Raw genomic sequence first — 23685 nt, forward strand, 5'->3', positions numbered from 1 at the left:
TGCCGGGCGACAACGTGCGCATGACGGTGGAGCTGATCACGCCGATCGCGTGCGAAGAGGGTCTTCGCTTTGCGATCCGCGAGGGCGGCCGCACGGTGGGCGCCGGCGTCGTCACTAAGGTGATCGAGTAAGATGGCGAAAAAAGAAAATCGCGTCATCATCACGCTCGCCTGCGGAGACTGCAAACGCCGCAACTACACCTCGATGAAGAATCGCCAGCACACGTCTGCGCGCCTGGAGTTGAAGAAGTACTGCAAGTGGTGCCACTGTCACACGGCGCATAAGGAAACACGATAAGGATCGTTTGGTAGTAGGGCAAGCATCGCTTGCCAAGGCGGACCGTAAAGGTCCGCCTCACAGAGGGCGGTAGCTCAACTGGTAGAGTCCCGGTCTCCAAAACCGGTTGTTGCAGGTTCGAGTCCTGTCCGCCCTGCACGACTCACGCGTACGGAATCCGGTATCTAAGGAAGCATTGTGAAATTGGTCGACGGCGATAAAGGCAAAGAGAAAGAGAAGCTCGCGGAACAACGTTCCGCGGACGCGCAGCGCCGTTGGAAAAATGCGCAAGCGGGCGTACGTTCCATCGTCTCCGAGATGAAGCGCGTCACCTGGCCGAGCAGAGATGAATGGGTATCGGCTACGATGTTGACCGTGGGCTTGGTCGTGCTGGTCGCGCTCTGGACGTCGCTGATCTCCGCCATAGCTTCCAAGATATTCGGGTCGCAGTAACCGCCATGATCGAAGACGTCGACGACACCCAGGCCGCCGCGCTCACCGCGGACGGCGCAGATGCAGCCGCTCCCGTAGATCCGGACCGGAAGTGGTACGTCATCCACACGTACTCCGGTTACGAGAACAAGGTCAAGGCGAATCTCGAACGCCGCATCAAGTCCATGAACATGCAAGACTTCGTCTATCGAGTGCTCGTGCCGATGGACAAAGAGGTCGAGTTCAAAGACGGCAAGCGGCGCGAAGTCGAGAAGAAGGTCTATCCCGGCTACGTGCTCGTCGAGATGAAGATGACCGATGCGTCGTGGTATGTCGTGCGCAACACGCAGGGTGTGACGGGATTCGTCGGCTCGCCGGGCGCCGGCGAGAAGCCGCTGCCGCTGGCCGAAAAAGAAGTCAAGACGATCCTCAAGCAGATGGGCATCGAGACGCCGAAGCTGATGATCGACTTCAAGCGCGGCGATCGCGTCAAGGTCACGTCCGGGCCGTTCTTCGATTTCACCGGCACCGTGGACGAGATCGACGCGCAGAAGGAACGCTTGCGCGCGCTCATCTCGATCTTCGGCCGCGAGACTCCGGTCGAACTCGAATTCTATCAAGTTGAAAAGGTATAGATCGTGGCAAAGAAGATCATCGCGAAAGTGACGCTCCAGTGCATAGCCGGAAAGGCCACGCCTGCGCCGCCCGTCGGTCCGGCGCTTGGCCAGCACGGCATCAACATCATGGAGTTCTGCAAGACGTACAACGAACGCACGGCGAGCCAGGCGGGGCAGGTCATCCCGGCCGTCATCACCGTTTTCGAAGATCGATCGTTCACGTTCATCCTCAAGACGCCGCCCGCGTCCGAACTCATCAAGAAGGCGGCCGGTATTGAGAAAGGCTCGGGCGAGCCCAACCGTAAGAAGGTGGGCAAGCTCACGCTCGACCAGTGCCGCGAGATCGCGAAGGCGAAAATGACCGATCTCAACGCGAACGACATCGACGCCGCGATGAAGATCATCGCAGGCACCGCGCGCCAGATGGGCGTCGAGGTAGGCTAACAATGTAGGGCGGACCTTCACGGTCCGCCGCATGTAGGGCGGACCTTTACGGTCCGCCGCACGTAGGGCGGACCTTTATGGTCCGCCAGATCGTGGGAGGCCGTCAGGCCGCTTGCACCACAGGAGAAGAAGATGGCGAAACCAGGCAAGAAATACCGCGAGAGCGTCAAGTCGATCGGCTCGGACAAATCCTACGACGCCGCTGCCGCGATCGATCTCGTCAAGGCCACCGCTAAGGCGAAGTTCGATGAGACCGTCGAGCTGCACGTCCGCCTGGGCATCGATACGAAGAAGAGCGATCAGAACGTGCGCGGCACGGTCGTGCTGCCGCACGGCACGGGCAAGAGCAAGAGCGTGATCGTCTTCGCAAAAGGCGAGAAGGCGAAAGAGGCGACCGAAGCTGGCGCGGATGTCGTGGGCGACCAAGACCTCATCGAGCGCATCAAAGGCGGCTGGCTGGCGTTCGACATCGCGGTCGCGACGCCGGACATGATGGGCGCCGTGGGCTCGAGTCTCGGCAAGATCCTCGCGCAGCGCATGCCCAATCCGCGTGTCGGCACCGTGACGAACAACATCCGCCAGGCCGTGGCCGAGATCAAAGCCGGTAAAGTGGAATACCGCGCGGACAAGGCGGCGATCGTACACGCGATCATCGGCAAGGCTTCGTTCTCGCGCGAGAATCTTATCGACAATTTCCAAGCGCTGATGGACGCGATCGTGCGCGCCAAACCCGCCTCGGCGAAGGGCGTGTACCTGAAGAGCATCAGCGTTGCATCCACGATGGGACCGGGCGTGCGCGTGGATCCCGCACGTCTGAAGAGCGCGGCGGACGCCGCATGATCCGGCAGTAAAGTTTGGTACGGCCGGCGGTTAACGCCGGCCGGGCAAAGCGCGGACTGACGTCAGTCCGCGCGGGTCGTCCGATGACCGCAGGTCGAGCCCGCCGCAAGGCGAGCCGTTAAGTCCAGAGATGGAGCCTGCCGAGGGAGCGACAAGCGAAACGATCTTTCGCGGGCGCTTTCTCGAGCAATCGAGGGGCGCCCGCATCGTTATCGCAAGGAGGTGACAAAAGTTTATGCCTACCGCAAAAAAAGATGAAGCCATCGCGGCGCTGCGCGAGAAGATCGGGCAGAGCACGAGCGTGTTCTTCACGGACTTCCGCGGTCTCACCGTCGGCGAATTGCGCACGCTGCGCACGAGCCTGCGCAAGGCGAACGCGCAGTACGAAGTCGTGAAGAACACGCTCTTCGGCCTGGCGATCGGGCCGGAGAAGCGCGAGCAGTTGACATCGGTGCTGGCGGGACCGACGGCGGTCGCGTTCACGGGTTCCGATCCGGTCGGTCCTGCAAAGGCGCTGACGCAGTTCGCGTCCGACACGAAGAAGCTGACCATCAAAGCAGCGCTCGTAGACGGCGCGTACTTCGATCCGTCGAAGGTCGAGGCACTATCGAAGGTGCCAGGGCGACCGGAATTGATGGCGCGCCTCGTTGGAAGCCTGCACTCTCCGATCGCGAGGCTGCACGGCGCGTTGAAGGGACATCACCGCAGGCTCGTCTACGTCCTCAGCGCCGTCCACTCCAAGAAATCTGAGTCAGCCGCTTAATTTCGCACAATCGTAAACTGTCGCGGGAGATCGCGACCGGAAAGGGATCTAAAATCCATCATGGCATACGATGATTTGCTCGAGAGAATTGACAAAATGCCGGTCCTCGAGCTTCACGAGTTCGTAAAAGCGCTCGAGGAGAAATACGGCGTGACGGCAGCTGCGCCGGTCGCAGTCGCCGCCGCGGGCGGCGGCGGAGCGACGGGCGCGCCCGCCGCAGAGGCCAAAACCGATTTCGATGTCATCCTCACCGCGGCCGGCGAGAAGAAGATCAACGTCATCAAGGTCGTCCGGGAAGTCGTGGCCGGCCTAGGCTTGAAAGAAGCTAAGGACCTTGTCGAAGGCGCTCCCAAGCCGATCAAGACGGGCGTGACCAAAGACGAAGCCGAGGCGATCAAGACAAAACTTGAGGCCGAAGGCGCCAAGGTCGAGATCAAATAGAAATGTCGCGCGGGCCTTTGCGGTCCGCCGTGGCACCGTGAAGTTCCGCATTTCGAAGGGGGCGACGTACGTCGGCCAACGAGGACATAACGTGGGGCCGACTAGCGTCGGCCCCTTCTTTATTGTCGGCCCCTTCTTCATTGCTTCTTACGGCGTCTGCAATATCAGTTTCGCGTCTGATCCATTGGAGGTCGCGAGGCCTGAAGTCGACGTCATGTGGTCCGCAAACGCGCTGAAGCGCGTGGGGTCCTCTTTGAAGAACTGTTCGATGCGCGCGATGCGATCGTTCGTAGACGGATGATCCTGCACGTACTGTTCGAATCCGGCGTCGCCGTACAGTTTCTCTAACTTGCGGAAGAACCAGATCATGCCCCACGGATTGTATTTGGCCGTGGAGGAAAGGATCACGCCTTCGTGGTCGGCTTGGTATTCTTGCGCGCGCGAGAAATTGAGGAACGCGTAGTTGCCGAGCATGTTGACGATCGTCGCCGTATCCGCGTTGCGGATGAATATGCTCAGGATGTTGCCGATCACGTTCGCGGTCTGCGCCTTGTGCAGACGGTCCATGACGTGTCCGAGCACGAGATGGCCCGTCTCATGGCCTAAGACGTTGGCTAGTTCGTCGTCGTTCTCGGCGTTCTTCAGCAAGGCTTCGTTGACGTAGATGTTCCCGCCGGGCACGGAAAACGCGTTCGCCTGCGCTCCCTTGACGACGATGAAGTTCATCGTGTACCAGTGCGGCTGCGCGGCGGCGCTGATCTTTTCGCCGATGCTGCGCAGAATGGGATAGTAGCTAGACGTGTCGAGGATCTGATTCTGGCTGCGCAATTGATTGTAGACTTGCGCGCCGATTTGGAGCTCTTGCGAGTGATCGTCGGCCGCGGCAGGAAGCGTGCCGTCGAGTGCGGCGAGCGCCACGAAGGCGCCCGCTCCGCAGAGCAAGCAGCGGCGCGAGACGCGGGGGCTGGACGTTGTATTCATGACATCTCAGTAACGCAAAATCGGTGGCTCGAGTTTCCGTGACGTCTGAAGGGGCCGACTGGCGTCGGCCCCTTCAGGGTCAGTGGAGGAAGGGCACGAGCAGCAGCGAGACGATGTTCAGCACCTTGATCATCGGGTTGATCGCGGGACCAGCCGTGTCTTTATACGGATCGCCCACCGTATCGCCCGTGACCGCGGCCTGATGCGCCAAACTCTTCTTGCCGCCGTAGTGACCGTCTTCGATGTACTTCTTGGCATTATCCCACGCCCCGCCGCCCGACGTCATCGAGATCGCGACGAAGAGGCCGGTCACGATCGATCCGACGAGGACGCCGCCGAGCATGAGCGCGGCGTTCTCGCTCGAGATGATGCCGACCGCGCCGAGCAGCACGATGATCACCGGCGTCAGCACGGGGATCAGCGCCGGCACGAGCATCTGCTTGAGAGCGGACGACGTGACGATGTCCACGCAACGGCCGTATTCCGGCTTTCCGGTGCCGTCCATGATGCCTTTGATCTCGCGGAACTGCCTCCGCACTTCCTCGACCACCGCGCTACCGGCCTGACCGACCGCCTCCATGCACAGCGCCGCGAACAGATACGGCAGCGCGCCGCCGATGAGCAAGCCGGCGAGCACGTAGGGTTTGTCGAGCGCGAAGACGAGCGCGGAGGAGGCGAGGCCACCGAGTTCTTGCTGGAACGAAGCGAAAAGCACGATCGCTGCGAGCGCTGCAGAACCGATCGCGTAACCCTTCGTCACGGCTTTGGTCGTGTTGCCAACCGCGTCGAGCGGATCGGTGATGGCGCGGATCTCCGGTCCGAGGTGCGCCATCTCCGCGATGCCGCCGCCGTTATCCGTGATAGGACCGTAAGAGTCGAGCGCGACGATGATGCCCGCCATCGACAGCATCGACATCACGGCGATCGCGACGCCGTAGAGTCCGGCCAATCCGTACGACACGAGAATGCCGACGACGATGACCAGCACCGGCCACGTCGTCGCCTTCATCGAAACCGCGAGTCCGGTGATGATGTTCGTGGCGTGCCCCGTCGTGGAGGCGAGCGCGATCGATTGGACCGGCTTGAACTGCGTGCCGGTGAAGTATTCGGTGATCATGACCATGAGCGCAGTGATCACCAGGCCCACGAGCGAGCACAGCCAGAGATTCAGGCCGGTGAAGCGCGGGTCGATCTGCGATGCGTTCTGCATGATGTGGTTCGTCACGAAATAGAACACGACGGCGGAGATGATGCCGGCGATCGCCAGGCCCACGTACATCGCGCCCATGATGTTCTTGTTGCGCACCTTGACGAACAGGGTGCCAACGATCGAGGCGAGGATCGAGATGCCCCCGAGGACGAGCGGGAACAACGACGAGATCAGCGCGAGTTGAGGATTCGAGGAGAAGACCAATGCGCCGAGCAGCATCGTCGCGATCGTGGTGACGCAATACGTCTCGAAGAGGTCGGCCGCCATGCCCGCGCAATCGCCGACGTTGTCGCCGACGTTGTCCGCGATCACGGCAGGATTGCGAGGATCGTCTTCGGGGATGCCCGCTTCGACTTTGCCCACGAGGTCTGCGCCGACGTCCGCGCCTTTGGTGTAGATGCCGCCGCCGAGACGTGCGAACACCGAGATGAGCGAACAGCCGAAGCCGAGACCGACCATCGCGTTCAGGGCGGAGCGCAGGTCATCCCCGTAGACGGCATGCATGATAGAAAAGTATCCGGCGACCGCGATGATGCCGAGACCCACGACCAGCAGGCCGGTGATCGTGCCGCCCTTGAACGCGACGTCGAAAGCCGCGCCGAGGCCGCCTTTGGCCGCTTCCGCAGTTCTCACGTTCGCGCGAACGGCGACGAACATGCCGATGAAGCCGGTCAATCCGGAGAGCAGCGCGCCGATGAGGAAACCTACTGACGCTTCCCAGCCGTGGAAGACGATCGCGAGAACGATCGCGAGGATGATCGCGACCACCGCGATGGTGCTGTACTGGCGCTTCATGTAGGCCATTGCGCCTTCTTGGATCGCCGCCGCGATCTCGCGCATCTTGTCGTTGCCGTCTGACTTGCGCAATATCCAGGAGGTAAGGATAGCTCCGTAGATGATCGCAGCCAGCCCGCAGATGATCGCAAAGCCGATACCCATCTGCTCCATGGAGAAGTATTGGTGCATCATGTGATGATGTGAAGCCCTTCGTGGTGTCGCGGCGAGCGCCGCACGGCGATGAAGCGGAAGACATACCGGACGCGGTATGTGCGCGAATGGGTTGAAGTTTGCGGTCCGCCATGCGCCTCCTGCGGCGTGGGACGGAGGCTATGCCGGAAGGGTCGCTCGCGAGCGGCGGGAAGCGGCATCCGCGTGGCGAGATTCCTGAGCGCGCGAGCAGCACGCTTCGTGGCGGTGCTCTTCACCGCGACCGTTCTCACCCGGCTCTTCCTGCACTGGATCCCCGGCAACCCCATTCAGATATTGCTCGGCGAGCACGCGTCACATGCAGATGTGATCCGACTGACGCGGGATCTCGGTCTCGATCAGCCTTGGTACGTTCAACTCTTCGCATATCTCGGCCAAGTACTCCACGGCAATCTCGGCGTCTCGCTCGCCGACAACGAACCCGTTGTGAGCAAATTGGCGGCGTACTTCCCCGCCACGGTGGAGCTCGCGTTTTGCGCGATGGTCGTCGCGGTCGTGATGGGAGTTCCGGCCGGCATCATCGCGGCGCTGAATCATCGCACGTGGATCGACACGGCGATCTCGGTGCTCGTGCTCATCGGCGTCTCGGTGCCGGTCTTTTGGCTTGGCTGGATGCTGCTCTGGCTGATCGCGTACGAACCGAGCAAGTTGTGGCACTTGGATCTGCTGCCGATCGGCGGTCGCATCTCGTTGCGCTACGACGTTCCCGTGCGCACGCATTTCATGACCGTCGACGCGCTGCTCGCGCAGAACTGGCCGGCTTTCGGGGACGTGATCCGCCATCTCGCACTTCCGGCGATCACCCTCGGAACGATCCCGATGTCGATCATCGCGAAAATGACGCGCGCCGGCATGCTCGAGGTCATGCAGACCGACTACATCCGTACTGCGCGGGCAAAAGGTCTCAGCAGTTTCGCGGTCGTCGTGCATCATGGGCTGCGCAACGCCTTGATCCCGATCGTGACGATTGTAGGATTGCAGACGGGATTGCTGCTCGGCGGCGCGGTGCTCACGGAGAGTATCTTTGCGTGGCCGGGCGTAGGACGCCTCGCTTTTGAGGCGATCAGCAACCGCGACTATCCATTGATAAATGGAACGATTCTACTCTTCGCCGCGACGTTCGTGACGGTGAATCTCGTGGTGGACGTGCTTTACGCGGTGCTCAATCCTCGCATCCGATACGCGTAGTCGAATGTAGGGCGGGCCTTTACGGCCCGACGGCGCACCATAAAGATCCGCCGCCGGCGGACCATAAAGGTCCGCCCTACATGACGTCTGTCACAGGCCGGCGGCAGGTCGGCATGATACGATAGCCCCATGACCGACCGCACGATGGAGTTATCCGCCGGCGGGCGTCGTCCGTCGTCGCCGGCGCCTCTGCCGCGCAACGTCCACGCGACCCGCGTCTGCGGCCGCTGCATGGCCGGGAATTCGACCGGCGAGACATTTTGCAAAGTATGCGGCGATGAACTGCCGGCGCCGACAGAAGCAGCGCAGACCTTCGATCTCGCGACGCGAAGAATCATATCGCCGCCGCTCGTCGCGCAGTTGATCATCCACGAAGATGGCGTCGGCAGCGCCGGTGGAACTGCTTCCCTGAGCAAAGATGTCACGTTGATCGGCCGCGCTTCTCCGCCCGATCGCGTGTTTCCGGAGGTCGATCTGACAGGCGCCGATCCAGATGTCTACGTCTCGCGCCGTCATGCATTCATTCTGCGCCGCCACGACGGATTTGCGGTCGAAGACCTCGATAGCGCAAACGGTACCTACGTGAACGGGACATGTCGCCTTGCTCCGCACGTGGTCACCTTGCTCAAGGATGGCGACATCGTCACGTTCGGCCGGACCCGCTGCACGTATCGGATGGCGACGCCGAGCGCTTAAAAGCGGTGTTTCGGCTATTCCGGATAGAAGAGAAAATGGGGTCATTTGCGCAAAAAGGGAAAATATCCCGAGCGTAAGAAAGCGAGCCCTTAGCTTGAGTCTATGATGGACTCGGCACCGGGTTGTTGTTTGGTCGCGTTTGATACGGCTATGCAGCGACTCGTTTCGGCGTCTACATGGAGGCGGGCGCGTGGCGGACGTGCGGCGCGGGAGCGCAAGTCTTGCCGGTGGTCAGCAGAAGGACTGGATGACGTCCGGTGAAGTGGCGCGCGCTCTGAACATGACAAGAGCCGCCATCCGGCGTTGGGCGCGCGAGGGACTCGTCGACGCCATCAAGACACCGGGCGGCCAATATCGATTTCGACGCGAAGCGCTCGCCCGTCTCACCGACGTCAAACGGCTCCATCCCAACGGCGCTCCGAGTTCCGCCACGACACGCCGAGGCCGGTCATGACGTCGCGCACGCCGGTTCGAGACCGCTGCACGATCGCCGGCACAACGCTCACCCGCGAAGAGATCATCCATAAGTACCTGCACCTCGTGAAGTATGTCGCGGGCAGGATCTCGATCAATCTTCCCGCGCACGTCGAGATCAACGACCTCGTGAACGAGGGAATTCTCGGCCTCATCGACGCGATCAACAAATACGACGATTCGCGGGGCGTGAAGTTCGAGACGTATGCGATCACGCGCATCAACGGCGCCATCCTCGACGCGCTGCGCGCGCTCGACTGGGTGCCGCGAGCCGTGCGGCAGAAAGCGCGCGAAATGGAGCGCGTTTTCGCCGATCTTGAAGGCAAACTCGGCCGTGCGCCGGACGACGAAGAAGTGGCCGGAGGGCTCGGCATCTCGCTGCGCGACTACCACGCGCTCCTGCTCAAAGTGCGCGGCACGTCGATTCTCTCGCTCGAAGAATTTCTGCCGAACGAACGCGGCCACGATGTCGCGCTCGTCGATTCGCTCAAAGACGGTGGTCCGGATCCAACGTTCATCCTCGAATCAACGGAGATGAAGGGTGCGCTCGCAAGCGCCGTGGACAGCCTGCCGCCGCAAGAGCGGACCGTGATCTCGCTCTATTACTTCGAGGGCCTCACGCTCAAAGAGATCAAGAGCGTGCTCGACGTCTCGGAGTCTCGCGTTTCGCAAATCCACGCCCAAGCGGTGATCCGCCTCCGTTCGAAGCTCAAGGCGATGCATGTCGAGGGTGGTTTCCGCGAAGGCGACCCAAACGTCAAGCAGAAGTACGTCCGGAAAAAGCCGCAGACCGCCAGCTGACGGCTCTTCGCACGCGAATGGTCCGCGGGGTTTCCGGCGAAACCGCCCACGGTGCAGTGGCTTCAAAACTTCCGCGAGGGGCTTGCCAAGACTCGAGGCGAGCTCGCAGGTCATTGGAATGCGCTGATCGGCCGGCGTCTCGTCGACGATGAATTCTGGGATGAATTCGAGGAAACGCTCATCGGGGCGGACTTCGGCGCCGCCACCACGGGCAAGATCGTCGAAGACCTCAAGACGGCGGCCCAGCAGCGCAACCTGACCGCGGCCGACGACGTCATCAAAGCCTTCAGGCAAGACGTCTCCGAGTATTTGCAGCATCCGGCCATGGCGCCGTTGCGCGCCGCCGCCAAACCTCACGTCGTCCTCGTGATCGGGGTGAACGGCTCGGGCAAGACGACGACGATCGGCAAACTCGCGGCACAGGAGCGCAGGAGCGGCAAAACGGTGCTCCTCGTGGCGGGAGATACGTTTCGCGCGGCGGCTGCCGAGCAGCTCGCGATCTGGGGCGGTCGCGTGGGCGCGGACGTGGTGCGCCACAAAGAGGGGGCCGACCCGGCAGCCGTGATCTTCGACGGCCTGGCGGCTGCGAAGTCCCGCAAGATCGATACCGTCTACATCGACACGGCCGGGCGGCTGCAGACCAAACACAATCTAATGGAAGAATTGAAGAAGATCCGGCGCGTGATCGGCCGGGAAGTCGACGGCGCACCGCATGAGACCTTGTTGGTGCTCGACGCGACCACGGGTCAAAATGCGCTCTCCCAGGCGAAGCTCTTTCACGAGGCGACGCAAGTAACCGGGGTCGTGCTCACGAAACTAGACGGCACAGCGAAAGGCGGGATTATCGTCGCGGTGATGGACCAAGTCGATCTTCCGGTCAAGTACGTGGGCTTTGGTGAGAAGATCGAGCAACTCAACGCGTTCGATCCTCGATCGTATGTGGACGCACTATTTTGAGGGGTACAGCTGGTGTCGGAAAAGGATAAAGCTCTCGAGAACGCCCTCGCGCAGATCGAGCGGCAGTTCGGCAAAGGCGCGATCATGAAGCTCGGCGAGGCTTCCACCACAATCGCGATCGAGGTCGTGTCAACGGGGAGCATCGCCTTGGACGTCGCGCTTGGAGTCGGCGGCTTGCCGCGCGGCCGCGTGGTCGAGATCTACGGGCCGGAGTCGTCAGGCAAGACCACGCTCGCGCTGCACTGCATCGCGGAGGCGCAGCGAAACGGCGGCACGGCTGCGTTCATCGACGTCGAACACGCGCTGGATCCGTTGTATTCGTCCAATCTCGGCGTGGATCTGGACAATCTGCTCGTCTCGCAACCCGATACGGGTGAACAAGCGCTCGAGATCGCCGAGATGCTCGTGCGCTCCAACGCCATCGACATCGTCGTCGTCGACTCGGTCGCCGCACTCGTGCCCAAGGCCGAGATCGAAGGCGACATGGGCGACGCCCACGTCGGTCTGCAGGCCCGACTCATGTCGCAGGCGTTGCGCAAGCTCACCGCCGCCATCAGCAAATCGCGCACCACGATGGTGTTCATCAATCAGATCCGCGAGAAGGTCGGCGTGATGTTCGGCAACCCCGAGACCACGAGCGGCGGCCGCGCGTTGAAGTTCTATGCCTCAGTCCGGCTCGACGTGCGGCGCTTGGAGACGATCAAGTCCGGCACCGACGTCATCGGCAACCGCACGCGCGTCAAGGTCGTGAAGAACAAGGTCGCGCCGCCGTTCCGCGTGGCCGACTTCGACATCATGTACGGCAAGGGCATCAGCAAGACGGGCTCGCTCATCGACGTCGGACTCGAGCTCAACTTGGTCGGCAAGAGCGGATCGTGGTACACCTACGGCGACACGCGCATCGGACAAGGCCGCGAAAATTCGAAGACGTATCTCGAGGAACACTCCGACGTCGCCGACGAGCTCGAGACGAAGATCAGGGCCACGCTGCTCAAGCCGAACCAGCCGGCCGTCGACAACGGCAGCGCCCGCTACGCGGTCGTCGGCGAATAGCCGGCCGTGGACGACCCGCTCGCGGCGGTTAGCGTCCGCCCTGCCGACGGCACTCTCGCGGCAGCGGTCAAACTGCTTTCCGTGCGGCGTCTCTCCCGCGCGCAACTCGCTCAAAAGCTGCGCGACCGCGGCTACAATCCGGATTCGATCGATGCGGCCCTCGCTGAATGCGAACGCCGCAAGTATCTCGATGATCGCACATACGCACAACTCCTCCTGAAGAATCTGCTCGAGCGGCGCGCGCTCGGGTCGCTCCGGCTTTTGAACGAATTGATGCGGCACGGCGTCGACGGCGATCTCGCGCGCGCCGTCATCGCGGAGCTCGAGGATTCCGATGAAGCGCGTATCGACCAGGCCTTGGCAAAGCTCGAATCGGCCCGCCCGAATGACGGTTACGGGCAGCTCGGCCGGCGTCTGGAACGACTCGGCTTCGGCGCGCCGGCGATCGCCTCCGCACTGCGGCGCAGTTTTGCGCGTCGCGGTGACATGCCGGACCGCATCGAGAGCCTGGAATGAGCAGCGCGGTTCCGAACCGTTCGGTCGTGCGCGAAGATTTAGGCGGCGGCTTTCATTTTGTCGCCGACGGCACAAGCGAAGCTATCATCGGATCCGGTCTTCCGGATGGCTACGAAATGTGGCTGACGCCGGCATCGGTGAACGCGCGAAACCGCGCCGAACTGGCCGCGTGGGTGGAGCACCGCGCACACGGTGCAGACGCCCGCCTGCGCGGCGTGGATCAAGTGCACGGCACGATCGTCCTCGACGGTGCAGAACTTCGCGATGGGCGCAGGCGCGAGGCCGACGGGGTCAGCGCTTCCTCGGCCGACGACATTCCGGTCGTGATGGCCGCCGACTGCGCGCCGGTTTGGCTTGCAGATGTCTTCGCGCGCGTCTTTGTGCTCGTTCACGCCGGGTGGCGCGGCGTTCGGCGCGGCATCATCGAAGCTGGCGTTCGATCGCTTACATCGCATGGCGGCCGCCCCGAGTGTGCTGTCGCTGCGATCGGCCCGCATCTCCAGGCTTGCTGCTTCGAGGTCGGGCCGGAAGTCGCAGAGCAGTTCCCCGGGTTCACGCAGCCCGCCAGCACGCTGGTTGTCGAGCGGCACAGATCGGATAGCGTTGCCCTTGATCTCGCAGCCTCGATCGCGGCTGCGCTGCACGGCGCAGGTGTGCACACGATCAGCATTTGTGAGGCGTGCACCCGCTGCCGCGCCGACCTGCTGCACTCATACCGGCGCAACGGCAAAGGCGGCCCGCTCATGGCGGCGCTCGCGCTGCTGCCGCAAGCAGGTCTTTGACGATGGCGCGCGATTCGGATCGAGCGGCTAAAGCGCCGGCCACGCGCACGGCGCTCGTCGTCGACGACGAGCCGGCGATCGTCGAACTCGTGCGCGATGCGCTGGACGCCGCCGGCTACTCGGTCGACACCGCGCTCGATGGATTGGCCGCGCTACGCAGCGCGCGCAGGCGCTCGCCGGACATCGTCATACTCGACATAGGTCTGCCGGGTCTCGACGGCTTCGAAGTCTGCCGGCAACTGCGTAAAGAATCGAACGCGCCCGTTCTCTTCCTCACAGCGCGCAGCTCCGAAGTCGACCGTGTCGTCGGTCTTGAGCTCGGCGCAGACGATTACATCATCAAGCCTTTCTCCGCGCGCGAACTTATCGCGCGCGTCCGCGCCGTATCGCGACGCGCGGGCACAGCGCCGCCGGAAGCGGCAGCGCGCCGCGCTGTCGGCGAAATCGAGATCGATTCGCAGAAGCGCGAAGTGACTATCGGCGGCAGGCACGTGCGCCTCAAGCCGCGCGAATTCGACGTGCTGTGGCTGTTGACGTGCAACGAAGGCCGCGTCTTCACGCGCGACCAACTGATCGAGACCGTCTGGGGATTTGATTTCGACGGCGATCCTCGAACCGTTGACGTCCATGTGCGCCGCATCAGGCGTGCCATCGCCGACGACGCGCGTGCCCCGCGCTATTTGCACACCATACACGGACTTGGCTATAAGCTCGTCGCACCGCCAATCGGATAGCGGCATGCGCCCGAGAACCGAGCGCCGCGACTTGCCATCGCGTATCCCTGAACTGCGCGGACTCATCCCCGCGTTGCGCGACCTTGCGCAGCGCCGGCGAGCGGCGCCATTGCTCTATCTCGAGATCACGGGGCTAGACGGGCTTCGGTCCGCGGCGCGTCACAAAGCGCTGCGCGCTTGCAAACGCGCGGTTGCGGCTGCGCTCGCGGCGTCGGCTGGGAGCGTCCTGCGGCGAGGCGATGCGGTCGCCGCCGGACCCAATGCCGCATGGTTCGCCGCACTGTTGGTTGGACGGTCCATCGATGTTGCCCACCGGCCGGGGGCGCCGGATGCGGACCTCGTCGTCGCGGCAACGCGGCTGCGCCAGGCGGTGCTCGCCGCTTTCCGCGACGAAGCTGCGCGCGGCAAGATACCGGCCGGAGCGGGGGTGCGCGCGGGGTGGACGGTCGTGGAACCCGCCGACGCGGGCGCTGCACTCGCGGAATTTCGCCTCGCCGTCCGCGGCGCGGCGGTTGTGGCGCGTATCGAGGAGCGCCGCGCAGCATTTCTCGCGAGCGTGACCCACGAGCTGCGCACGCCCCTGACGGCGATCATCGGCTACGCCGAACGGCTGCAAGCGGGCGGCCGGAAGGCGCCGGGTTCGCTGCAACGCGACCTCGCGATCATCGAGTCGGAGGGTCGCCGGCTGGCGCGGCTCGTCGAAGGCTTGATCGACGCAGGCGCGTGGGGCGCCGGAAGCCTTCGCCTGCGCACTGAGCCGGTAGGCATCGGTGAGCTCACCGATGCGGGGTGGGCCACGGTTGAACCGCGTCATGCCGTTCGAAAGGTGAATTTCCTACGGCGCGGCGACGCGACGGTTTCGGCGGACCGCGAACGGCTGCAGCAAGTGCTCGTCAACGTGCTGGACAACGCAGCGCGGCATGCGAGACACAGCGTGACGGCCACCATCGCGCGCCGCGGCGGAAAGATCCGCATCGCCATCGAGGATGACGGCGCCGGCTTCGCGGCCGAGGCGATTCGCGATTTCGCTCGGCCGTTCGCGGTCGGGCCGCTCGGCCACCTCGGCCTCGGACTGTCGATCGCGCGCCTCCTCGTCGAAGCGCACGGCGGCACGCTGCGCGCGTCGCCGCGCCGTAACGGCGGCGGCGCGAGCGTCATCGCCACATTACCCGTTCGCGATCCGAAGTAGGGCGAGCATCGCTCGCCCACGCCGCAGGAGCGCTGAAAGTCCCAGACTAACGTTGTTTCTAAGAATGCGCCGCTAAAAGACACGGAGCGTCGCGCGGTGCCGTCGCGGGAGGAGCGCGGGTGAGGATCTGGTTGGCCGTATCAACCGCGGTCGCATTGTTATGCGCTGCGGCCCCGACCATTGGCCAGGCTGAAGAACTCGACGCGATCTCAAAAGCTGCCGCCGACTTTCACGGCGGCAGCCCCGATACCGGGCTCTTGTATCAACAGTGCCTGTTGACCACGATCCGAAACGACGTCTCGTATGCGCCCGACTCCACAGCCTACGTCATAACGGGCGACATCGGCGCCATGTGGCTGCGCGACGCGAGCGCGCAAGTGCGGCCGTATCTCTATTTCGCCGACGACCCCGATGTCCGTACATTGCTGAAAGGCGTCATCGCGCGCGAGGCCAACGACCTGCTGGTGGACCCCTACGCGAACGCGTTCAACCGGAACTACAAAGTCGCCGAAGAGAAATTCGAACTCGACTCGCTCTCGTATCCGATCTGGCTGGCGTGGACGTACTGGAAGCAGACGGGCGATACGACGCCGTTCACACTCTCCGCGAAGCACGCTTACGAGTCGGCGCTCGGCGTTATGGAGTTGGAGCGCGATCACCAGCTCTCCCACTACACGAACCGCTCGCTCCCTAACGGCGGAAGCGGAGCGATCGTCGGATACACGGGCATGATATGGACCGGCTTCCGGCCGTCGGACGATCCGGCGGAATATGGGTATAACATCCCAGACAACATGTTCGCAGTGGTCGCGCTGTCCGATCTCGCCGACCTCGAAGAAAACGTCTGGCACGACGACGCGATGCGCGCGCAGGCGATCGACGTGCGTGACGGCGTACGAACCGGCATCAACGACTACGGCATCGTCTATACGGATAAGTATGGATACATCTACGCCTACGAAGTGGACGGGCTCGGCAAATCGGATCTGATGGACGACGCAAACGTGCCCAGCCTGTTGTCGATACCGTACATCGGCTACGAGCCCGCCACGAGCGCGGTCTATCAGAACACGCGCCGCTTCGTGCTCTCGCCCGACAATCCGTACTATTTCACGGGAGCAGCGGCGAGCGGTGTCGGCAGTCCGCATACGCCGCGGGGTTACGTCTGGCCGCTCGCACTCGTCATGCAAGGGCTCACCACGACCGACGCAACGGAAGTCTCCACAGTCGTCGCAGAGCTGCATAACTCGGACCTTGGAGATCATCTGCTGCACGAATCATTCGATCCGAACGAACCCGCACGATATACGCGATCGAATTTCGGCTGGCCGTGCTCGCTGTTCGCGGAGCTCGTGCTCAATCGGGTGATGGGCTACGCGACGTTGCCGGTAGCCGACCTCGGCGGGGCGTCGCCGCGCGTCGAGCGCGCCACTGCGGCCGGTCATTGAACGACCACGCGAAAGGACCGCCGGCATGCCCGTACACGTTGTCGTAGGCGCTCAATGGGGTGATGAGGGCAAAGGCCGCATCGTCGATTTCTTGAGCACGCGCGCCGATATCGCGGCGCGCTACGGTGGAGGCGCCAATGCCGGGCACACCGTCCGCGTCGGTGAGAAGACCTACAAGCTGCGCATCGTTCCCAGCGGCGCAGTTGCCGGTTGTGAAGCGTGCATCATCGGCCCGGGCACCGTCATCCATCCGGAGACGTTTCTGGCAGAGATCGAGAAGCTTGCCATGGCCGGCGTGGACACATCCCGCATCTGGATCTCCGACCTCGCGCATCTTATCATGCCGTATCACATCGCGCTCGAAAGATCGCGCGAGACCGCCCGCGGTGCAGACGCACTCGGCACGACCGGGAACGGTATCGGACCCGCATACGGCGATCGCGTCGCACGAACAGGCATCCGCGCCGGCGATCTTCGCGAGCCGGCGCGCTGCAAGGCGATCATCGCTGCAAAATCCGCAGAGCTCGGCAGCGCCGGGATCGCATTCGACCCTGCTGAGGTCTGGCGCGGTCTCGAGGCGCTCTCCGCCACGCTCCTCGCGCACGTCTGCGACACGGTGAGCATGATCAATGTCGCCCTCGACCACGGCAAGACGGTGCTTGCAGAGGGTGCACAAGGCAGCATGCTCGATGTCGGTCTCGGAACGTATCCGTACGTCACGTCGTCCGTCACGGTTGCCGGCGGAGCCGGCGCCGGACTTGGATTCGGACCCACTCGCATCGCGTCCGTGATCGGTGTCTCGAAGGCGTACGCCACGCGCGTCGGCAGCGGGCCGTTCCCCACCGAAGATTTGGGTGAAGCCGGCGAGCGGTTACGTGCCATCGGCCGCGAGGTCGGCGTCGTCACCGGACGGGCGCGCCGTTGCGGCTGGCTCGATCTCGTCGGCCTGCGCTATGCGGTCGCCGTCAATGGGATCACCGAACTTGCGCTTACCAAACTTGACGTGCTCGACGATTTCGACGAGATCCAGGTTGGCGTCGGCTACGATGGCGACGCGGCGCTCTCCGTTCCGCTTCAGATCGCAGCCGGCGCGAAGCCGCGCTTCCAGTCTTTGCCCGGTTGGAAAGAGCCCACGGTGAATACACGAACGTTCGGCGATCTTCCGGCGCATGCGCGATCGTATGTGGAATTCGTCGAAAGAGCATGCGGGATTCCGGTCACCCTTATCTCCGTCGGACCGGAGCGAAGCCAGATCGTCGAGCGCGGCGCGCGAATCCCAGTGCAAGCCGCAGGCGCGTGAGCGCGCAGCGCACCCTGGAGACCGTCAAGGCGATGGAGCGTCGCGTCCGGGCGCGGCTCAGCTCTGCGGCGCTCCGGAGTGGTCGCGTCGCAGCACAGCAGCGGCTCGTGCGAGGCGAATCGGCCGGTCGCCTGCGAAGTTTTGCGGCCGGTCGATCGCACTGCGCGTTCTCGTGTTCCATCGCCGCGGCACGCGATGCGGTCGTCCACGCAGTGGACGAGATGCTGGCAGCTGAAGCGCGAGAAGCCGACGGCGAGCAAGCGCGGGCTGCCGCCGCGCTGCTCCCGTGGGCGCGTCTCCGCACAGGACTCGAGCGCCTTCGCGCGCGTCAGACCGGAGCCGGTCCGCGATGAGCCGCATGGACGAAGATGCCGCCCAACGATTTGCCTCGTCGCTTGCGCATTTCACACCGGAATCTTCGCGCGCGCGAACGCGCGGAACGCCGCACGATATCGATGCCGTCCGCGCAGACTTGAGCGCCGCCGCGGCGACCGAAGCGTTCGGTCGCGCGCTCACCCAGGCGGTCGCGACATACCTGAACAGGCCAGTCCGAGTATCGAGCGACGTGCGGGCGAGCGGTGCTCGCCCACGCGATATCGTGGTGTATGCGGCGGATATCGGCGCGACTCGATGGTGGGTCGAATTCGATGTCCGGTTGGTGTGGAGTTTCGCGGACGCCATGCTGGGCGGAAACGGTGCGGCGGAACGGCCGAAAAACGCAAAGCGCTGCGAAGAACTCGCCGCGCGCGTTGCGGCGATCTTTCTCGCGGAGATCAGCGCGATCGCATCATTCGCTCCGCCGCTGTCGGTTCGGATCGCAGACGATGTGTGGCAGCACGACGCGCAGATCTTCGGCATGTGCGCCGTCGGAGCAGACACCTTTGCGTGGCGCGCCGGCGTCGCGTCGGCATCGGGAGTCGAAGCGATCGAGACCAAGGATGAATCGTTTCGTGCTCGCGCGCCCGCCGAAGCGCCTCTCGAAACGGACGAACGGACACGGAGCGAACGCGTCGGCGCGGCGCTGACCGCGGCGTGTTCGACATTGCAGGGTGCGTTGCGATGCGCGGTGTCATCGGGCCGGCCGACGGTTCACGAAATCGACGATGCGCAATTGCCGCCGGCCGCGCTGCGCCTTGCACTCACGGCCGGCGGACCGGGAGGCGCGCTCGTGCTCTCGGCGCCGAGCGCCGCGGTCGTGGCCCTAGCGTCCGGCGTCGCGGGCGTTGCCGCACCCGAAGCGGCTGAGTCTGGTCCGGTCGTTCTCGCGGCGGCCGAAGCCGCGCTGCGCCAGTTGATCCGCGAAGTTGCCGACCGATTGCCGCGACTGACCGGGGTTCCGCAGCGCATCGTCCATCTCGCCCCCGACGCGCAGTTGGCGCGTGCCCGATGCGTAGCGGCGAACATCGAGCTCGAAGTCGCAGGCTCGGCCGCCGACCTCAGCTTCATCGTGCCCGCCTGGATGACGGAGCCGCTCTGATGAAAGCGTTGAGGCACTTTTTCGAGCGGCTTCGCCGCCGGCCGCTCGCGCAGATCGATGTTGCGGCAGCGCGGCCGCTCGGACAGCACGCGACCGTCTACGTCATCGACATCGACGGCAGCCGAACGGTCTTCGCCGCAGGGCCGCACGCGATGTGCTTGCTCGCACGGTACCAAGTACCTAACGCCGCGAGCGACGCAACGGCGGGACACATCGAGGCCACCGTCTAACCTATCGGATATGTGGGATACCGCGCGCGCATGAGGCGTCTCTACCCGTTCGTCTGGACGATAGCTTTCCTCGCATCGGCGGTTGGCACGTACTTGCTCGTCCGCACGCTCACGTCGCTCGACGAATGCGATCCCACGCGCGACCGGATCCGAGCGTTGATCGACGAAGCCGATCAACTGCTCCATACGCTTGACGATCAGCGGCGCGCCTAGAGCGCCCGCCGACGGCTCGATCCTTCTCGACGATCTTCTCGAGAACGGCCAAGGGGTCGGGCGCGCCGACGGAGTCGTCACCTTCGTCACAGGTGGGCTGCCTGGTGAACGCGTTCGCGTCGCCATCGATGCGGTCAAGCGCAATTATCGCAGCGGTCACGTCACCGAAATCGAAGAGCGATCACCAGATCGCGTTGACGCCGGTTGTGCCGTGTTCCCACGTTGCGGCGGTTGTCAGACCCTGCATTTGCGCGACGAAGCCGAGCGCGAATGGAAACGCCGGCTCGTTCGCGACGCGCTCATGCGCATCGGCGACCTGCCGGACGTCGAAATCGCGCCAACCGTTTCGGGTACGGGTGATGGGCGCACCGGTTACCGCAATAAGGTCACGCTCGTCTGCCGCTACCATAAAGGTGCGATGCGGCTTGGATTCTTCGAGGCGCGATCGCATCGGCTCGTCGCAATTGAAGAGTGCCCCGTGCTGCTGCCGCGTCTTGACGCCGCCGTCAAATCGCTTGTGCGGTTCGCGTCGGAGGTGCCCGCTGTGTGTGAAGGCGCGACGCACATCATCGCGCGCGCAAGCGCGACCGGCGATGAGCTCGTCGTCGCATTTACCGGCCCGAGCGCGAATCGCAGGCTCGGCGCGCACACGGAAGAGCTGCGCCGGCGGCTGCCCCAACTCACCGGCATCGTCATGACGTGGGATTTGGCCGGCGAGAACGCCGTCTTCGGGCGGCGGTCGGCAGTGCTGTGGGGAAGCCCCGTCGTGCGCGAACGCGTGGCCGGCGCGACGTTCTCGTTCGGCATCGCATCGTTCTTTCAGATCAACACGGCCGTACTCGAGCTCATCGCGCGGGAGATGCTCGCGCGGCTCGCGGGTGCGAATCGCATCGTCGACCTCTACTGCGGAGTGGGGACGTTCAGCGTCATCGCCGGTATGCATGGAATGGCAACCACCGGGGTGGAGTCGTTTGCGCTCGCCGTGGGCGAAGCAGCGGCCAACGCTGCCGAGAACGGTTTGACCCGTTCGGCATTTGAATGCGCTACCGTCGCCGACGCGCTCAAGGCCGAGCGCGGCGCCACGCTCCTCGCGGGCGCTGACGCGGCGATTCTCGATCCGCCGCGGAAAGGCTGCGAACCGGAAGTGCTGGCCGCGTTAGCAGCGTCAGGCGTGGGTCGGTTGCTCTACGTCTCGTGCAATCCGGCGACCCTTGCGCGCGATGCCAAGGCGCTTTCATCCGGCGGCTTCACCCTCGGTAAGGTCACGCCGTACGATATGTTTCCGCATACGGGGCATGTCGAGGTTCTTGCCGAATTCACGAGATAACAACACGCGGCGGACCTTTGAGGTCCGGTATGTAGGGCGGACCTTTGCGGTCCGGTATGTAGGGCGGACCTTTATGGTCCGCCTAAAGGCGGAGGCGTATGACCGACGTACCAATCGATATCGCGCACGTCGCCAAGCTGGCGCGCATCGCGCTGACCGACGATGAGTCTGCTGCCTTCACGGCGCAGTTCGCCAAGCTCTTCGATTACATCGAGGAATTGCAGGCGCTCGATGTCACCCACGTCTCCGCGACCGCCCAAGTCATCCCGATCATGAACGTCATGCGCGACGACATGATCCGCGACTGTCTGGATCGCGCGGCCGCGCTCGCGAACGCGCCGGAAACGAGCGGCCCGTACTTCAAAGTGCCGCGCATCCTGGAATGATCGGAGCATGCTGACCGGTCACGAGATTCGCGATCGCATAGCACGTCGCGAGACATCCGCTCTTGAGGTGGCGAAGCGCTCCATCGATGCCGTTGCCGCATCCGAGCCGGAACTGCGCGCCTATCTCACCCTCACACCGGAGTACGCGCTGGCTCGCGCCGCCGAGATCGACGCACGCATCGCCCGCGGCGAAGATTGTGGAACGCTTGCCGGAGTGCCGGTGGCGATCAAAGATCTGTTCTGCACGCAAGGCGTGCGCACGACCAGCGGTTCGAAGATCCTCGCCAATTTCGTGCCGCCCTATTCCGCCACGGTCGTCGCCAAACTTGAAGCGGCCGGCGCGGTCATGATCGGCAAGACGAACATGGATGAGTTCGCGATGGGCTCGTCGTGCGAGAATTCCGGCTTCCATCCCACACGCAATCCCTGGGATCCGTCGCGCGTGCCCGGCGGCTCGTCCGGCGGAAGCGCTAGCACCGTGGGAGCGCGCGGCGTGCCGATCGCGGTTGGGACCGACACCGGCGGATCGATCCGCGAGCCTGCGTCGTTCTGCAACATCGTCGGCGTCAAGCCGACCTACGGCCGCGTCAGCCGCTACGGGATGATAGCGTTTGCGTCGTCGTTGGATCAAGCGGGCCCGATGACCGCGGACGTGCGCGATGCCGCTATCGTGCTCGAAGCCATCGCCGGTCACGACCCGATGGACTCGACGAGCGTGGACGTGCCCGTGCCGCACTACGCCGACGCGTTGCGCGAGGACCTCAAAGGCGTCAAGATCGGGATCGTGCGTGAGTTCGAGAGCAGCATCGGGGGAGACGCCGCGATGAGCGCGCTGTATAAGGAAGCGTACGCGTCGCTTGTCCGCCTCGGCGCAGAACTGGTCGAGGTCTCGCTGCCGCACGCCAAGTATGGGCTCGCGACGTACTATCTCATCGCTCCGGCGGAGTGCTCTTCGAATCTCGCGCGCTACGACGGCGCGCGATACGGCGTCCGCGTGGATGGCGACGGCGACGTCTATCAGATGTTCGAACGCACGAGAGCCGCGGGTTTTGGGCCGGAAGTGAAGCGTCGAATCGTTCTCGGCACGTATGCGCTCTGCTCGGGGTATTATGACGCCTACTACGTGCGCGCGCAGAAAGTGCGCACGCTGATGAAACAAGATTTCGATACCGCGTTTGCGGCGTGCGACGTCATCGCGTGTCCGGCGGTCTCGTGTCCGCCGTTCGCGCTTGGCGCCAAGTCGGACCCTGTTGCCATGTATCTCATGGACTACTTCACGATTCCGATGAGCCTTGCCGGCATCGCCGCGATGTCGGTACCGGCCGGCTATGTGGATGGATTGCCGGTCGGGTTGCAGATCGCCGCGCCGGCCTTCGAAGAAGGGCGAATGTTGGGCGTTGCGCACGCCTACGAGCAGAGCACGCGTTTTGCGTGGGCGCGCGCGCCCAAAGTGGGCGCAGCGTGAAGAACAGCTCGACAACCGTCACTGAAGCAGAAGCGCACGATTTCGAGCCGGTGATCGGCTTGGAAGTGCACGTCGAGCTCAAGACCAAGAGCAAGATGTTCTGCGGCTGCCGCAACGAGTTCGGCGCCGAGCCGAACACGTGGGTGTGCCCGGTCTGTCTCGGCATGCCCGGCTCGCTGCCCGTCATCAACCGCGTGGCGGTGGAGTATCTGTGCAAGGCCGGCTTTGCGCTCGGTTGCGACGTCGCGCCGTTCTCAAAATTCGATCGCAAGAACTACTTCTATCCGGACATGCCGAAGAACTACCAGATCACGCAGTTCGACCGGCCAATTTGCGCGGGCGGCGCGGTGCCGCTGCACGATTTCGCCTATCCGAAGGATGCGCAGAAGAGCATCGCGCATCCGGGGAAGGCGGTGAAGCTCACGCGCATTCATCTGGAGGAGGACGTGGCGAAGTCG

30 protein-coding genes and 1 tRNA gene are annotated in these 23685 nt (G+C 63.8%); 29 read left to right on the forward strand and 2 right to left on the reverse strand.

Annotated features, from left to right (window positions below; translation table 11 throughout):
* From tuf to rplL, 9 genes are all read left to right on the forward strand, one after another.
* A partial coding sequence (tuf, locus tag VKT51_06905) for an elongation factor Tu (GenBank protein ID HLJ83879.1) occupies window positions 1-131 on the forward strand: 131 nt, incomplete at its 5' end.
* Window position 132: 1 nt separating this feature from the next.
* The gene (rpmG, locus tag VKT51_06910) at window positions 133-297 is read left to right on the forward strand and encodes a 50S ribosomal protein L33 (GenBank protein HLJ83880.1); all 165 of its coding nucleotides are present in this window, start codon (window positions 133-135) and stop codon (window positions 295-297) included.
* A 63-nt stretch (window positions 298-360) separates the two neighbouring features.
* Window positions 361-433: transfer RNA gene (locus tag VKT51_06915), tRNA-Trp, on the forward strand.
* Window positions 434-474: 41 nt separating this feature from the next.
* A complete protein-coding gene (secE, locus tag VKT51_06920) occupies window positions 475-729 on the forward strand; it encodes a preprotein translocase subunit SecE (protein ID HLJ83881.1) in 255 nt (84 codons plus the stop codon).
* A 5-nt stretch (window positions 730-734) separates the two neighbouring features.
* On the forward strand, window positions 735-1343 hold the full coding sequence (gene nusG / locus VKT51_06925) for a transcription termination/antitermination protein NusG (GenBank protein ID HLJ83882.1): 609 nt from the start codon (window positions 735-737) through the stop codon (window positions 1341-1343).
* A gap of 3 nt (window positions 1344-1346) precedes the next feature.
* On the forward strand, window positions 1347-1769 hold the full coding sequence (rplK, locus tag VKT51_06930; protein HLJ83883.1) for a 50S ribosomal protein L11: 423 nt from the start codon (window positions 1347-1349) through the stop codon (window positions 1767-1769).
* Between the two features lie 132 nt (window positions 1770-1901).
* Window positions 1902-2609: a 50S ribosomal protein L1 gene (rplA, locus tag VKT51_06935; protein HLJ83884.1), complete on the forward strand. Its 708-nt coding sequence runs from the start codon at window positions 1902-1904 to the stop codon at window positions 2607-2609.
* Window positions 2610-2844: 235 nt separating this feature from the next.
* Window positions 2845-3372 (forward strand): 50S ribosomal protein L10, encoded by a 528-nt coding sequence (gene rplJ, locus VKT51_06940; GenBank protein HLJ83885.1) that lies wholly within the window; start codon window positions 2845-2847, stop codon window positions 3370-3372.
* Window positions 3373-3432: 60 nt separating this feature from the next.
* A complete protein-coding gene (gene rplL, locus VKT51_06945) occupies window positions 3433-3813 on the forward strand; it encodes a 50S ribosomal protein L7/L12 (GenBank protein HLJ83886.1) in 381 nt (126 codons plus the stop codon).
* Between the two features lie 147 nt (window positions 3814-3960).
* On the opposite strand, the gene VKT51_06950 is transcribed toward rplL, so the two are convergent.
* Both VKT51_06950 and VKT51_06955 read right to left on the reverse strand, forming a co-directional pair.
* Complete coding sequence (locus VKT51_06950; protein HLJ83887.1) at window positions 3961-4731, reverse strand: M48 family metalloprotease; 771 nt, start codon at window positions 4729-4731, stop codon at window positions 3961-3963.
* Window positions 4732-4873: 142 nt separating this feature from the next.
* Window positions 4874-6970, reverse strand: a complete 2097-nt coding sequence (locus VKT51_06955) for a sodium-translocating pyrophosphatase (GenBank protein ID HLJ83888.1) — start codon at window positions 6968-6970, stop codon at window positions 4874-4876.
* Between the two features lie 186 nt (window positions 6971-7156).
* Here VKT51_06955 and VKT51_06960 point away from each other — a divergent pair, with 186 nt between their 5' ends.
* From VKT51_06960 to VKT51_07055, 20 genes are all read left to right on the forward strand, one after another.
* Window positions 7157-8179, forward strand: a complete 1023-nt coding sequence (locus VKT51_06960) for an ABC transporter permease (GenBank protein HLJ83889.1) — start codon at window positions 7157-7159, stop codon at window positions 8177-8179.
* A gap of 129 nt (window positions 8180-8308) precedes the next feature.
* Complete coding sequence (locus tag VKT51_06965; protein HLJ83890.1) at window positions 8309-8875, forward strand: FHA domain-containing protein; 567 nt, start codon at window positions 8309-8311, stop codon at window positions 8873-8875.
* Between the two features lie 190 nt (window positions 8876-9065).
* Window positions 9066-9329 (forward strand): MerR family transcriptional regulator, encoded by a 264-nt coding sequence (locus VKT51_06970; GenBank protein HLJ83891.1) that lies wholly within the window; start codon window positions 9066-9068, stop codon window positions 9327-9329.
* Window positions 9326-10150 (forward strand): FliA/WhiG family RNA polymerase sigma factor, encoded by an 825-nt coding sequence (locus tag VKT51_06975; GenBank protein HLJ83892.1) that lies wholly within the window; start codon window positions 9326-9328, stop codon window positions 10148-10150. The genes VKT51_06970 and VKT51_06975 overlap by 4 nt, the downstream gene beginning before the upstream one ends.
* A 51-nt stretch (window positions 10151-10201) precedes the next feature.
* On the forward strand, window positions 10202-11107 hold the full coding sequence (gene ftsY / locus VKT51_06980; protein HLJ83893.1) for a signal recognition particle-docking protein FtsY: 906 nt from the start codon (window positions 10202-10204) through the stop codon (window positions 11105-11107).
* A 12-nt stretch (window positions 11108-11119) separates the two neighbouring features.
* Entirely contained in the window at window positions 11120-12160 is a 1041-nt protein-coding gene (gene recA, locus VKT51_06985) for a recombinase RecA (GenBank protein HLJ83894.1), read from the forward strand.
* Between the two features lie 6 nt (window positions 12161-12166).
* A complete protein-coding gene (locus tag VKT51_06990) occupies window positions 12167-12676 on the forward strand; it encodes a regulatory protein RecX (GenBank protein ID HLJ83895.1) in 510 nt (169 codons plus the stop codon).
* Window positions 12673-13458, forward strand: coding sequence for a polyphenol oxidase family protein (locus VKT51_06995; protein HLJ83896.1), 786 nt, complete (start codon window positions 12673-12675; stop codon window positions 13456-13458). Before VKT51_06990 ends, VKT51_06995 begins: the two co-directional genes overlap by 4 nt.
* A gap of 2 nt (window positions 13459-13460) precedes the next feature.
* Window positions 13461-14192 (forward strand): response regulator transcription factor, encoded by a 732-nt coding sequence (locus tag VKT51_07000; protein ID HLJ83897.1) that lies wholly within the window; start codon window positions 13461-13463, stop codon window positions 14190-14192.
* A gap of 4 nt (window positions 14193-14196) precedes the next feature.
* Window positions 14197-15381: an ATP-binding protein gene (locus VKT51_07005; protein HLJ83898.1), complete on the forward strand. Its 1185-nt coding sequence runs from the start codon at window positions 14197-14199 to the stop codon at window positions 15379-15381.
* A gap of 119 nt (window positions 15382-15500) precedes the next feature.
* Entirely contained in the window at window positions 15501-16829 is a 1329-nt protein-coding gene (locus tag VKT51_07010) for a glycoside hydrolase family 125 protein (GenBank protein ID HLJ83899.1), read from the forward strand.
* A 25-nt stretch (window positions 16830-16854) separates the two neighbouring features.
* Window positions 16855-18129, forward strand: a complete 1275-nt coding sequence (locus tag VKT51_07015) for an adenylosuccinate synthase (protein HLJ83900.1) — start codon at window positions 16855-16857, stop codon at window positions 18127-18129.
* Window positions 18126-18482 (forward strand): hypothetical protein, encoded by a 357-nt coding sequence (locus tag VKT51_07020; protein HLJ83901.1) that lies wholly within the window; start codon window positions 18126-18128, stop codon window positions 18480-18482. Before VKT51_07015 ends, VKT51_07020 begins: the two co-directional genes overlap by 4 nt.
* Window positions 18479-19606, forward strand: a complete 1128-nt coding sequence (locus tag VKT51_07025; protein HLJ83902.1) for a hypothetical protein — start codon at window positions 18479-18481, stop codon at window positions 19604-19606. The genes VKT51_07020 and VKT51_07025 overlap by 4 nt, the downstream gene beginning before the upstream one ends.
* Window positions 19606-19836, forward strand: a complete 231-nt coding sequence (locus VKT51_07030) for a hypothetical protein (GenBank protein ID HLJ83903.1) — start codon at window positions 19606-19608, stop codon at window positions 19834-19836. Before VKT51_07025 ends, VKT51_07030 begins: the two co-directional genes overlap by 1 nt.
* A 30-nt stretch (window positions 19837-19866) precedes the next feature.
* Complete coding sequence (locus VKT51_07035; GenBank protein HLJ83904.1) at window positions 19867-20049, forward strand: hypothetical protein; 183 nt, start codon at window positions 19867-19869, stop codon at window positions 20047-20049.
* A complete protein-coding gene (rlmD, locus tag VKT51_07040; GenBank protein HLJ83905.1) occupies window positions 20027-21376 on the forward strand; it encodes a 23S rRNA (uracil(1939)-C(5))-methyltransferase RlmD in 1350 nt (449 codons plus the stop codon). The genes VKT51_07035 and rlmD overlap by 23 nt, the downstream gene beginning before the upstream one ends.
* Before the next feature lie 98 nt (window positions 21377-21474).
* A complete protein-coding gene (gene gatC, locus VKT51_07045; protein HLJ83906.1) occupies window positions 21475-21762 on the forward strand; it encodes an Asp-tRNA(Asn)/Glu-tRNA(Gln) amidotransferase subunit GatC in 288 nt (95 codons plus the stop codon).
* A 7-nt stretch (window positions 21763-21769) separates the two neighbouring features.
* Complete coding sequence (gene gatA / locus VKT51_07050) at window positions 21770-23227, forward strand: Asp-tRNA(Asn)/Glu-tRNA(Gln) amidotransferase subunit GatA (protein HLJ83907.1); 1458 nt, start codon at window positions 21770-21772, stop codon at window positions 23225-23227.
* The coding region (locus VKT51_07055; protein HLJ83908.1) for a hypothetical protein at window positions 23224-23685 on the forward strand (462 nt) is incomplete at its 3' end. The genes gatA and VKT51_07055, both read left to right, overlap by 4 nt.

The organism is Candidatus Eremiobacteraceae bacterium, from assembly GCA_035295225.1.
Taxonomy (GTDB): Bacteria; Vulcanimicrobiota; Vulcanimicrobiia; order Eremiobacterales; family Eremiobacteraceae; genus JABCYQ01.